The sequence below is a fragment of the Aeromonas finlandensis genome, assembly GCF_000764645.1.
Taxonomy (GTDB): Bacteria; Pseudomonadota; Gammaproteobacteria; order Enterobacterales; family Aeromonadaceae; genus Aeromonas; species Aeromonas finlandensis.
In genome coordinates this window covers 1-12,047 of record NZ_JRGK01000060.1, presented here as the reverse complement: position 1 = coordinate 12,047, position 12,047 = coordinate 1, and the positions used below count along the sequence as shown (strand labels likewise).

The window sequence follows — 12,047 nt, the reverse complement described above, 5'->3', positions numbered from 1 at the left end:
TGCTGCCTGTTTCCCCCTGTTTAAGCCTCCTTCATCAATCATTTACCTCAAAATGTCGAAAAATCGGCAAATTTATTTTTGTGACCATGATCGGCAATCCAGGTCAATAATCCGCCGTCACCCCCTAAAAATGATGAATTAAACAGCAAGTTAAAACAAATGATTAACAGGTCGGTCACTTTTATGTATTCTGCTGTCACTGGTCTGATTTCTTACCTCCTACCAGATCCATAGAATCACGCCAGAATTGATTGGGAAGAAGCTGAAATAAAAACGGATTTTGTCGAGGTATGCACTGAACGTGCAGCCAATATCGGCAAAAAAATCTGCCTACAAGAGAGAACAACATGACGACAACTATTTTCAAGAAGAGCCTGATTGCCGCCACCATCGCGCTGGCCACCGGTCAAGTCCATGCTGCGGCATTCCAGTTGAACGAGCACTCAGCCTCCGGTCTGGGTCGCGCCTATGCAGGTGAAGCGGCCATCGCCGACAACGCCTCCGTGCTGGCCCGTAACCCGGCAGCCATGACCACCTTCGACAAGATGGCGGTCTCCGTCTCCGGTACCTATATCAAACCGGATGTGGATGTTGAGGGCACAGTTCCGTTTCGCAAAGTAAATGCCAGCCAAGATAGCATTGCACCCTCTGCATTTGTCCCAGCCTCTTATTTTATCCAGCCACTGAATGATCAGTGGGCTTGGGGGATTGGCTTGTTCTCCAACTATGGCCTATCTACCGAGTACGATAAGAGTTTCGCTGCAGGCTCAGGCGCAGGTGATACCTCTCTCGTTACCTTCAATATCAACCCGAACATCGCCTATCGTATCAACGAGCAATTCAGCATCGGTGTCGGTATCAATGCAGTTTATGGTGCAGCAGAATTGAACCGTTTCAACGGTGACCTGATTCCTACATTGCCTAACGAAACTCGAGTCTCTCACATGAAGGGTGATACTTGGGGCTTCGGTTGGAACGTGGGTTCACTTTACGAAATCAATGAAAATAATCGTCTTGCACTGACTTATCGCTCACAAGTGAATATGAGCTTTGACGGTGATTACTCAAATGATCTACCTGCTGTTATTGGTGGTTTGGCTGGCAGAACCGTTGATGGCAATCTGAAAATAGACTTGCCAGCTCAAGCTGAGTTCGCCGGTTATCATCGTTTGAACCAGCAGTTTGCCGTCCACTACTCCGTAAACTGGACAGACTGGAGTGCTTTCCAGGAGCTGAAAGCGACCTCTGCCAGCGGTGCAACTCTGTTGCAAAAAGATGAGAAGTTCAAAGACTCCACCCGCTATGCGATCGGCGGTACTTGGTATATCAACCCGGCTTGGGAAGCACGTATGGGCTTTGCCTATGACAATACCCCTATCGAAGCCGAATATCGCAGCCTGAGTATTCCTGACTCAGATCGTATCTGGTACAGCGCTGGTGCGACCTACCATATCAACACCGATATGAGCGTTGACTTTGGTATGGCCTACCTGGATGGTAAAAAAGTGGATGTAGATGAAAGTTTGGGTTCAACACATGGCCCAGCAAGCCCAACAAACCCACATTGGGTTGGCACCTCCCACGGCAACGCCTTCCTGGCTTCAGCCCAGTTCAATATGAAGTTCTGATTATTGATAGATTTAAAAGAGCGCCGCAAGGCGCTCTTTTTTTGTCCATACAATCCATTTCAGCGTACATCTGTAGCACACACGTGTTTATTTTTCTTTTCCAATCAAGCTATTAGACTAATCTATTCCAGCATTAAATCTTGTTTTATCCTGATAGCTGCCATTGCCATTGCCTTACAGGTCATACCATATAAAATTCTGCCTCTATTCATATGACCTATAGAACCTTCGGGTAACAGCAAGGATTTTGCCATGCATCCCATCATCAAACCGTCCGCCATCGCCCTGCTGGTGATCGCGGGACAGACCCATGCCGCCGGGTTCCAGCTGGCTGAACAGACCGCCACTGGCTTGGGGCGCGCCTTTGCCGGTGAAGCTGCCATCGCGGATAACGCCAGCGTGCTCTCCCGCAATGCCGCAGCCATGACCCGCTTCGATCACATGGCGCTTTCTGGCGGTGCCATCTATGTCAGCCCTGACGTCAATATCGAAGGGAAAACGACCGGTTTACTGACCCATGCCGATGCAAGCGCTCACGATATTGCTGCCGCTGCCTGGGTACCCAACGCCTATCTCATCATTCCGCTCAATGAGCAGTGGCGTCTGGGCTTCTCGGCGACCTCTTACTACGGCCTTGGTGTCAAAATGCCGGATAACTATAGCGCTGGCCACTTTGGCAATGTCTCCGAGATCAAGACCATGGATCTGGGCACCTCACTCGCCTATCGCATCAATGAGATGTGGTCGGTGGGCGCCGGAATTTCAGCCATTCAAGGCGAAGGCGAGGTTGGTGGTACCTTCCCATCCCGTAACCTGATCGCGAAACACCTGCAAGGTGATGGCTGGGCATGGGGCTGGAATGTGAGCACCTTGCTGGAGCTGTCCGAGCAGACCCGGCTCGGCCTCTCCTACCGTCACGATGTCAATTTGACGCTCTCGGGGGACGCGATTGTGGGCCGACCCAATGCCAACGGTTCCGTTACCGAGCTCAGAGATACCGGCAGTCTGGATCTGCCATTGCCCGCCACCGCAGAACTGGCGGCATTCCATCAGCTGACCGACAAACTGGCTCTCCACGGCAGCCTGAACTGGACCAACTGGAGCAAATTTGTCCAGCTTGAAGCTGATCTCAACAATTTGCAGAGCATGCATATCAAGGATGAGCACTGGGAAGATAGCTGGCGCTATGCCGTCGGTATGACCTATCAGGTCACTCCCAAGTGGCAACTACGCTCTGGCGTGGCCTATGACGCAAGCCCGGTGCCAGCCGATCGCCGCACCATCTCCATCCCGGATGCCGACCGCATCTGGTACAGCCTGGGGATGGGTTATCAGTTCACGCCTAACCTGACGGTGGATCTGGGGCTGACCCTGATCGATGGCAAAAAGGTGGATGTCACTGAAAAGATGGAGCTGCAACCGGGCAATCCGCTGTCTACATCCACCTTCCAGGGTACTTCCGAAGGGGATGCCTGGCTGGCTGGCGCACAATTGAGCTATCTCTTCTAAATTCCTGCCCTGCAGAAAAACGCTATGCCAATTATTGCCTTACTCAATAAGGTGAACACTGGCATAGTGTTCTGCAACACCATAAAATCAACCCAGTACCCATACTGGAGCAAGGCATGTATTCCTACGTAGCAAGACAGCCGATCCTCGACAGAGACCTCAATACTCATGCCTATGAGCTGCTCTTTCGCGATAGTCTGAATAATGTCTTCCCGAGTATCTCCTCCCAGCAGGCTACTTCAAGCCTGGTGGTCGAACAGTTCCTGCAACAAAATATCGATCAGCTGTTGGGGGGCCGCCCCTGCTTTATCAACTTCCCCCACTCACTGTTGCTGGAGGGATTGGCAGAGTGCCTTCCTCCCGAAAAGGTCGTGATCGAAATACTCGAAGACTCCCCCCCGGATGATGCCCTGCTGGAAAAGGTCAAGCAGCTGCACAAACTGGGTTATCAGCTGGCGCTTGATGACTTCACCATGTCGCCGGATTGGGAGCGCTTCCTCCCCTTTATCCACATCATCAAGTTTGATCTTCGCGCCACCCCTCTGCTGCAGATCAAGGTGTTTATCCAGCGTCATCAGGCACTGGGGCTCACCTATCTGGCGGAAAAAGTGGAGGACAAGGCGGAGTTCGAGCGGGTCAAACAGCTGGGGATCCAGCTGTTCCAAGGTTTTTTCTTCAGTCGACCCGAGATGGTCAAGCAAGCCACCATGGAGCCAGCGCAAGTCGTGGTGATGCAGTTGCTCAACGTGGTCAACGAAGCAGAGCCTGATATCAACAAGATTGAACAGCTACTCGGTCAGGATATCTCCCTCTCCCTCAAGCTGCTGCGCTACGTCAACCATCTCAAAGGCCACGCCAACCCCATCTCATCATTTCGCCAGGCTGCCATCTACCTGGGCAACACCCAGCTAAAGCGTTTTGTCTCACTGGTGGCGGCGACCAGCGCAGGCAAGGGCAAGAGTGCCGAGCTCTATCAGATGTCGCTGATCAGAGCACGCTTCTGTGAGCTGCTGGCCCATGCTCATGCCCCAACCGAGCAGGCTCCACAGGCCTTTATTACCGGCCTTTTCTCCCTGCTGGATGTACTGATGGAACAGCCGATGGACAAGCTGCTCGGTACCATTCCGCTGATCGATGCCATCCGGCTTGCACTGCTTGAGCGCAAGGGCAATCTCGGCTTCTACCTCGCATTTTGCGAAGACTACGAGAATGCCAACTGGTCGAGGGTCACAGCCAGAACGGCCAAGCTGGGCTTGAGCGAGGAGAAGGTCAGCCACCTCTATCTGGCTGCAACCACCTGGGTCAACGAGCAATTGCAGGCGATGGAAGCAACCGACTAATCGATCTCCACCGCAATCGCTGTCGCCTCTCCCCCTCCGATACAAAGAGAGGCGATCCCTCTTCTTCCTCCCCGCTGACGCAATGCGGAGATCAGGGTGACCAGGATACGGGCACCACTCGCCCCGAGTGGATGTCCCAGCGCACAGGCCCCGCCATACACATTGACCTTGTCATGGGGGATGCGGCATCTTGCCATGGTCAGCATGGTGACCATGGCAAACGCCTCGTTGATCTCGAACAGATCCACCTCCTCCACCGACCATGCCAGACGATCAAGCAGACGTGAAATGGCGCCAATGGGCGCGGAGGTAAATTCAGCTGGCAATGCCGCATGACTCTGATAACCGACAATCCTTGCCAATACAGGCACCCGCTGGGCCACTGCCGTGGTGCCATCCATCAATATCAAGGCCGCCGCACCGTCTGAGATGGAGCTCGAATTGGCCGCCGTAATGGAGCCTTCTTTGCCAAACGCAGGCTTCAGGGTCGGGATCTTCTCCGGCCTGCCTTTGCCCGGTTGCTCGTCTTCGGCCAACAACAAGCGATCACCGCGATAGACTGCGGTCAGCTCGGACACAAAAACTCCGGCTTGCTGTGCATCGCGCGCTCGCTGCAACGATGCAAGGGCAAACTCATCCATGGCACTGCGGGCCAAACCGGCCTGATCGGCGCTACGCTGGGCATGGATGCCCATCAGTTGGCCATCATAGGCATCCTGCAACCCATCGAGGAAGAGGTGATCCAGCACCTTCTGATGCCCCATCCGAAAGCCACTGCGGGCATTATCCAGCAGATAGGGGGCACGACTCATGCTCTCCATGCCGCCTGCGACCACCACCCTGTTGTCGCCAAGCCGGATGGAATCTGCCGCCAGCATCACCGCTTTCATACCGGAGCCGCACACCTTGTTGATCGTGGTGGCTGGCACGCAATCTGGTAGTCCCGCTTTCAACATCGCCTGTCTGGCTGGCGCCTGCCCCACACCAGCCGCCAGCACATTGCCCATAAACACTTCATCGACCTGATCCGGACGCAGCCCGCTTTGCTGCAGTGCCGCCTCGATGGCACAGGCCCCCAACTCAGGCGCCGTCACCTCAGCCAATGCCCCCTGAAATGCCCCCATAGGGGTCCGTTTTGCCGCCACAATTGCAATATCCATTTGCCTGCCTCTGTTTGTTACATGGCCATAACATAGGGGTTCTGACGTGATGGAACAAGAGTTGCAGTGCAGTTTACGTTTAGGTAAGGTGCCATCAGGATCGTTCGCCAAGAAGTCTGTATGAACAACAAGGATGAAAGACGGCGCTACAGCATCAGTGAGCTGGCCCGGGAATTTGATATTACGACGCGCAGTATCCGTTTCTACGAGGATCAGGGATTGCTCAATCCCGCCAGAGAGGGGCAGACTCGCATTTATAGCAAGCAAGACCGGGTTCGACTCAAGCTCACCCTGCGCGGCAAGCGGCTCGGGTTCAGTCTCGCCGAGATCCGCGAGCTGTTTGATCTCTATGATGCCGACAAAAGCAGCCGCACCCAGCTGCAGACCATGCTGGGACTGGTTGAGGAGAAACGGGAGACACTGCAACAGCAGATGGAAGATATCAGGATGGTGCTGCTGGAGCTGGATGCCGCCGAGCAGCGCTGTCAGCAATCGCTGAGTCAGCTGGGGTAACCGGATTTGTGGGCTCACCCTGGCCATTAGATGCCAGATAGCAAAAAGCCACTCCTGAGAGTGGCTTTTCTTCAACCTGACGGTTCGCTATTAAACGCGAACGAAGTCCAGGTGGATCAGCTTGTAACGTACCGGGTGACGCTGGATAGCTTTCACTTTTACGTTAACTTCTTCACCGTTGATAACCAGAGTCAGTACAGACTCATAGAATTCCGGCTTCTCTTGAGCCAGAACCATTTTCTTGTGGTCAACAGTGATGGACAGGGCTTCTTTGCCTGCACCGTAAACGATGGCAGGAACTTGGTCAGCTTGACGCAGGCGGCGGCTCGCACCTTTCCCCAGGTCAGAACGGACTTCAGCTTGGAATACGAAAGACATAGTGTGTATCTCTTTTAGATGAATTTATGGTGCTAACTGCGACCGGTCAGCACCTCGCAAAACGAGCGCGAATACTACCATGCGCCAATAGTGGATACAAGGCGCATATCCACGGGTTAACGCCCCTGCTCCAACCGGGCAAATTGTTGCTGGCGCTGGGCCGGACTCAAGGCATCAAACTGTGCCAATCGCTCAGCGCTCGGGCAATAGAGTCCATCTCCGGTTTTCACCCGAATGCTGTTGCCAAGCCGCTGCTGATTTTCGGCCACCAGCGCCAACAGATAGCTGTAAGTATCCTCTCCTCTGGCACTGGATAGCTGATTGGCGATCCGCCAGAGCGTCTCACCCGCTGCCACCTGATGACACACTTCATGCCCACTTCCTGCCACCGGAGCCGAAAGGGTGAGAGTGGCACTATCAATAGAGGTAGCCGTGACGGCCACCAGCCTTGTCTCCCCACTCATCCCGGCCTCGTTCGCCGTCACCCCCAGCATTGTCAGCAGGGGCTCCTGCTCATAGGCAGGGCGAGTGGTCAGTCCCTGAGCCCCTGTTCGCGGGACGCCGAATTCGGCAACAAACGGAGCCAATGGCTCATCCCCTTGCAGCGGAGAGACATAGGATGGTTGCCCCACCGCTACCATCTGCGCGGGTGCAACCCCATAGGCCATCTCGTCAATGCGCCGCAGCCTTGCCAGATAGGCTTTGGAGAGCTCGGCCTCCCCTTCAAACAGATCAAAGGGGGGGACCAGACGGGCGGGAAAGAGGAGCTGCCAACGGCCATGTTTTTGCTTCTGGGCCAACGGTGGATACTGGTTGCCGTGCCATGCCACAAACATGGCGGGTGGCGTGCGCGCCAGCGGGTAGTATTCCGGGTTCAACTGCACCCAGGTTTGCTCTGCAATAGGCTGGTAACCGCTGATCACCACCTGCGCCACACTTAACCAGATCCCCAGCATCCTTGCCTCCCTGACTCCCGTTTGAAGGGGCTCACCACCTTGGCAGCCCATTCACATACTCTATATCACGCTGTTAAAACAGACAGATAGCAGCTTAGCACTGAGCGATAGCGTTAAGCACCCGTTTATCGGAGACCGGATATGGGGTCCCCAGATTCTGGGCGAAGAACGACACCCGCAGCTCCTCGATCATCCAGCGGATATTGGCCACCTCGGCCGGGATCAGCTGGGATTTGGGGATCTTGGCAAGCAGCGCTTTGTACTCGGACTCCACACTCTGCACCTTGAGCATGTAGACCCGATCCCGGTTGGGATCGATAGCCAGCTTCTCCAGACGTCGCTCGATGGCACGCAGGTAGCGCAAGAGGTCCGGCAATCGCTGCCAGCCGGTCTCGGTGACGAACCCCTTGTGGATGAGATTGCCGAGCTGCAGCTGGATATCCGACATGGCAAAGGCGGTATCGAGCTGCATCTTGCCCTTGAGCCGCTTCTTGATCTCGTGGGAGAGGGTCAGCACGGCTTCCACCTGCTTGGCGACCTCCACTACCGCATCGTTGAGCTCGGCACGGACAAACTCCTTGAGTGCCTCGAAACCGGCCTCATCCCAGGCCAGCCCGCCATGCTGCTCGATCAGCTTGTCGCAACCGCAGGCGATACAGTCGTCAATCAGCTCAGCCACCTTGCCAAACGGGTTGAAATAGAGCCCCAGCTTGGCCTTGTTGGGCAGCTTCTCCTGCAGATACTTGATGGGAGATGGCACGTTGAGCAGCACCAGTCGGCGCTGGCCTGCCCACATCAGCTGCTGTTGGGCCACCGGGCTCTCCACCAGCTGAATGGCGACAGAATCCTTCTCGTCTACCAAGGCTGGATAGGCTTTCACCTCGAACCCGCCGCGCTTCTGGCTGTACTCCTGCGGCAGCTCGCCAAAGCTCCACAGGGTGAGGCCGGACTGCTCGATATCATCGTCCGCCACCTGGGAGAGGGTCTCCTGCACCTTGCCGCGCAGGGACTCCTTGAGCGCCTCCAGATCTTTACCTTCCGCCACCTTCTTGTGCTTGTCATCCACCACCCGGAAGGTGAGTTTCAGGTGATCGGGCACCGCAGCCCAGTCCCAGGATTCGCGGGGGACGGTGACGCCGGTCATGCGGCGAAGCTGACGCTCCATCTCGTCCAGCAGCGGCCCCTGCTCGGGATTGAGCGTAGCTAGCAGCGCGTCGGCATAGTTCGGCGCCGGCACGAAGTTCTTGCGCATCGGCTTTGGCATCGACTTGATAAGGGCGACCAAGAGCTCGTGACGCAGCCCCGGGATCAGCCATTCGAACCCCTTCACCTCCACCTGATTCAAGAGCGGCAGCGGGATATGTAGCGTCACGCCATCGGCGGCCTCCCCCGGTTCAAACTGGTAGCTCAATTTAAGTTTGAGCCGCCCCTGCTGCCAGAAGTTGGGGTAGTCGAGATCGCTGATGTGAGCGGCATCCCCCTTCATCAGCATCTCTTTTTCGAAGTTGAGCAGCTCGGGATCCTGCTTTTGCGCCTCTTTCCACCACTTGTCGAAGTGGCGGGCGGAGATCACCTCCTCCGGCAAACGGGCATCGTAGAAGCGGAACAGATCCTCGTCATCCACCAGAATGTCGCGACGACGGGACTTGTGCTCCAGCGCTTCTACCTCGGCCAGCAGCTTGCGGTTATCGCTAAAGAAACGGTGACGGGTCTCGAAATCCCCCTCCACCAGCGCGCGGCGAATAAACAGCTCGCGGCACAGCGCCGGATCAAGGCGACTGAAGTTGATGGTGCGCTCATTGACCAGCGTCAGGCCATAAAGCGTCACCTTCTCCTTGGCCATCACGGCGCCATTTTTCTTCGACCAGTGGGGGTCGCTGTGGTGCAGCTTGATGAGGTGGCCCGCCAGCGGCTCCACCCACTCGGGTTCAATTTTGGCGTTGATGCGGGCGTAGAGGCGCGAGGTCTCCACCAATTCTGCGGCCATCACCCACTTGGGCGGCTTCTTGAACAGGCCCGAGGCCGGGAACAGGTGGAAGCGGCCATTGCGAGCGCCTAGGAATTCGGGCTTTTCCAGATCCTTGTTGCCGATATGGCTCAAGAGACCGGTCAGCAGGGCGCAGTGCACCGTCTTGAAATCCGCCGGCTCATGGTTGGCTTTAAAACCAAGCTCTTTGACCGTCTGGCGCAACTGGAAGTGGATATCCTGCCACTCGCGCACCCGCAGGTAGGAGAGGAACTCCTTCTGGCACATACGGCGGAACGGGTTGCTGCCAAGGACGTCCTGCTGCTCTTTCAGGTAGTTCCACAGATTGACGAAGGCGAGGAAGTCGGAGTCCTTGTCTTCAAAGCGTCTGTGCTGCTCGTCGGCGGCCTGTTTTTTCTCCATGGGCCGCTCGCGGGGATCCTGAATACTTAGGCCTGCGGTGATCACCATCACCTCGCTCAGACATCCGGTTTGCGCCGCCGTGATCACCATCTTCGCCAAACGGGGATCAAGGGGAATGCGCGACAGCTGGCGACCGGTTTCGGTCAGCTGCAACCTGGGTTCATGATCCCGGGTACCGGGCAGCTCTTTGACCGCCTCCAACTCTTTCAAGAGGGTCAGGCCATCCTTGATATGGCGTGACTCAGGTGGCTCGACGAACGGGAAGGCCTCCATGTTGCCAAGGCCAAGCGCCAACATCTGCAAGATGACCGACGCCAGGTTGGTACGCAGGATCTCGGGATCGGTAAAGGCCGGACGGTTGTTGAAATCCTCCTCGGAGTAGAGGCGGATACAGATACCGTCAGCCACCCGGCCACAACGCCCTTTACGCTGGTTGGCGCTGGCCTGGGAGACCGGCTCGATAGGCAGGCGCTGCACCTTGGTGCGCCAAGAGTAACGGCTGATACGGGCTGTACCCGGATCGATGACGTAACGAATGCCCGGCACCGTCAGCGAGGTCTCCGCCACGTTGGTGGCCAGCACGATGCGCCGTCCGGCGTGTTGCTGGAACACCTTGTTCTGCTCGGCGTTGGAGAGGCGGGCGTAGAGCGGCAGCACCTCGGTATCGCGCAGGTTGAGCTTGCGCAGGGCATCGGCGGTATCGCGGATCTCCCGCTCGCCGTTCATGAAGATGAGGATGTCCCCCAGTCCTTCGCGGGCCAGCTCTTCCACCGCATCAAAAATGCCCTGCAGCTCGTCGCGCTCTTCAAGCCCTTCGTTCTTGTCGCCGCCTTTTTTATCAACAAACAGCGGGCGATAGCGCACCTCCACCGGGTAGGTGCGGCCGGAGACCTCAATCACCGGCGCCTTGTTGAAATGGCGGGAGAAACGCTGCGGGTCTATGGTGGCCGAGGTGATGATCACCTTGAGATCGGGGCGCTTGGGCAGCAGTTGCTTGAGATAACCCAGAATGAAGTCGATGTTGAGGCTGCGCTCGTGGGCCTCATCGATGATGATGGTGTCGTACTGGGTGAGCATCCGGTCGTTCTGGATCTCCGCCAGCAGGATACCGTCGGTCATCAGCTTGATGTGGGTCTGCTCGCTCACCTGATCGGTAAAGCGCACCTTGTAGCCCACGTAGTGGCCGAGTTCGGACTCCATCTCTTCTGCGATACGGGCCGCCACGGTGCGGGCCGCAAGACGACGCGGCTGTGTGTGGCCGATAAAGCCCTTCACCCCGCGCCCCAGCGCCAGACAGATCTTGGGGATCTGGGTGGTTTTGCCCGAGCCGGTTTCACCAGCGATGATCACCACCTGATGTTCACTGATCGCTTTGGCGATCTCCGCCTGCTTCTGGCTGACCGGCAGGTTGTCCGGATAGGTGACCTTGGGCACACCGGCCAGACGGGACTGATAACGCGCTTGCGCGGCATCCAGATCAGCGGAAATGGTCTCAAGCACGGCGGCCTGTTTGCCTTCAGGCAGCTTCTTGACCCCGTGCAGACGGCTGGAAAGGCGGCGGGCGTCGAGATTCATGCAGGCAGAGAGACGGCGGCGCAGCGCCTCGATAGAGAGAGACAAGGTACGAATTCCTTAATAGAGAGCCCGGCATGGGGCCATATCGATTAGCTGCGAGCGATCCTAAAGAGCGAGCGGGGACGGTGCAAGCCTTAACGTAACGCAAGAGATGGGAAGACAAAGTGATTGGCCAATCCTCATACACAGCAATACGCATATTGTGTGATGGCATAACACGAATAAATGGCAGCCTCTGAAATAGCCAAGGCAAGCCGCAGCTTGCCTTTGGAGAGAGGGAAAATAGGGTTAACCGTGGGTGTGATGGACAAAACAGGTGGTGAGCTGGGCGTGGATCGCCTGCATCACGTTGTGACGATTGATGACCCCTATCAGACGCCCCTCCTCTACCACCGGATAGATCTTCGGCTTTTGCCCCATCATCATCTCTGCCAGGGTCAGAATGCTGGTATCGGGCCCCACCGTCAGCACCTCCTTGCGCATCACATCCTTGACCTGTGCCACCTGCTCGCAGTGATAGGCCTCCTTGAGCAGCACGGCGATGCAATCCTGCTCGGAGATCCAGCCGATCAGATGCCCCTTCTCATCCACCACCGGCC

The 12,047-nt window shown here is 56.4% G+C and carries 9 protein-coding genes; 4 read left to right on the top strand and 5 right to left on the bottom strand.

Features of this window, described 5'->3' with window-relative positions; genetic code table 11:
• The first annotated feature begins 347 nt into the window (after positions 1-347).
• From LD28_RS0107865 to LD28_RS0107855, 3 genes are all read left to right on the top strand, one after another.
• Positions 348-1,628, top strand: coding sequence for an outer membrane protein transport protein (locus LD28_RS0107865; protein ID WP_033136434.1), 1,281 nt, complete (start codon positions 348-350; stop codon positions 1,626-1,628).
• Between the two features lie 252 nt (positions 1,629-1,880).
• Entirely contained in the window at positions 1,881-3,137 is a 1,257-nt protein-coding gene (locus LD28_RS0107860; RefSeq protein WP_033136433.1) for an OmpP1/FadL family transporter, read from the top strand.
• A 116-nt stretch (positions 3,138-3,253) separates the two neighbouring features.
• Positions 3,254-4,477, top strand: a complete 1,224-nt coding sequence (locus tag LD28_RS0107855; RefSeq protein ID WP_033136432.1) for an EAL and HDOD domain-containing protein — start codon at positions 3,254-3,256, stop codon at positions 4,475-4,477.
• Here LD28_RS0107855 and LD28_RS0107850 read toward each other — a convergent pair.
• A complete protein-coding gene (locus LD28_RS0107850) occupies positions 4,474-5,637 on the bottom strand; it encodes a thiolase family protein (RefSeq protein WP_033136431.1) in 1,164 nt (387 codons plus the stop codon). The two genes, LD28_RS0107855 and LD28_RS0107850, sit on opposite strands and share 4 nt — an antisense overlap.
• A 120-nt stretch (positions 5,638-5,757) precedes the next feature.
• On the opposite strand from LD28_RS0107850, the gene LD28_RS0107845 reads away from it, so the two are divergent.
• On the top strand, positions 5,758-6,150 hold the full coding sequence (locus LD28_RS0107845; protein WP_033136430.1) for a MerR family transcriptional regulator: 393 nt from the start codon (positions 5,758-5,760) through the stop codon (positions 6,148-6,150).
• Positions 6,151-6,240: 90 nt separating this feature from the next.
• On the opposite strand, the gene rplY is transcribed toward LD28_RS0107845, so the two are convergent.
• From rplY to LD28_RS0107825, 4 genes are all read right to left on the bottom strand, one after another.
• On the bottom strand, positions 6,241-6,528 hold the full coding sequence (rplY, locus tag LD28_RS0107840) for a 50S ribosomal protein L25 (protein WP_033136429.1): 288 nt from the start codon (positions 6,526-6,528) through the stop codon (positions 6,241-6,243).
• Between the two features lie 116 nt (positions 6,529-6,644).
• Positions 6,645-7,484 (bottom strand): hypothetical protein, encoded by an 840-nt coding sequence (locus LD28_RS0107835; RefSeq protein ID WP_033136428.1) that lies wholly within the window; start codon positions 7,482-7,484, stop codon positions 6,645-6,647.
• Positions 7,485-7,578: 94 nt separating this feature from the next.
• Positions 7,579-11,493 carry an ATP-dependent RNA helicase HrpA gene (hrpA, locus tag LD28_RS0107830; RefSeq protein ID WP_033136427.1) on the bottom strand — a complete coding sequence of 1,305 codons (3,915 nt, stop codon included), beginning with the start codon at positions 11,491-11,493 and terminating at the stop codon, positions 7,579-7,581.
• A 243-nt stretch (positions 11,494-11,736) separates the two neighbouring features.
• Positions 11,737-12,047, bottom strand: a 311-nt coding sequence (locus LD28_RS0107825) for a CBS domain-containing protein (RefSeq protein ID WP_033136426.1), incomplete at its 5' end; no start/stop codon positions are given.